This window comes from Agreia sp. PsM10, assembly GCF_030433855.1.
Taxonomy (GTDB): domain Bacteria; phylum Actinomycetota; class Actinomycetes; order Actinomycetales; family Microbacteriaceae; genus Agreia.
This window is the reverse complement of sequence record NZ_JARUXC010000047.1, coordinates 1-276: the sequence shown is the minus strand read 5'-3', so window position 1 is coordinate 276 and position 276 is coordinate 1. Positions and strand designations below refer to the sequence as shown.

Here is a 276-nt window from a genome sequence, read left to right as displayed (position 1 = left end):
GATCAATTGCTTGGAAATCCACACGCAGCCGGGTTCCATTCCCCGCGCGCGCAGGTCTTCCGAGAAGCTGGTGAGCGTGGAAAGCGATTTTTCGACGCGCGAGCCGATCTCGCTGCGCGCGCCCTGCCGTCGGCTCAGCATACCTTCTTCTTCCAGCATGGCCAGCGCCTTTCGGACGGTGACGCGCGACAGCGACAAGGCCTCCGCGAGCGATCTCTCGCCGGGCAACACGGAACCGGATTTGAAGGAATTGCTGCGGATGGCTGCCTCGAGAGC

Annotated in this window: 1 protein-coding gene; it reads right to left on the bottom strand. The window is 63.0% G+C overall.

What is annotated here, in order from left to right:
* Positions 1-261 (bottom strand): GntR family transcriptional regulator (locus QCD70_RS19280; RefSeq protein ID WP_367316756.1); only part of this gene is annotated, 261 nt, incomplete at its 3' end.
* Between the last annotated feature and the right edge of the window lie 15 nt (positions 262-276).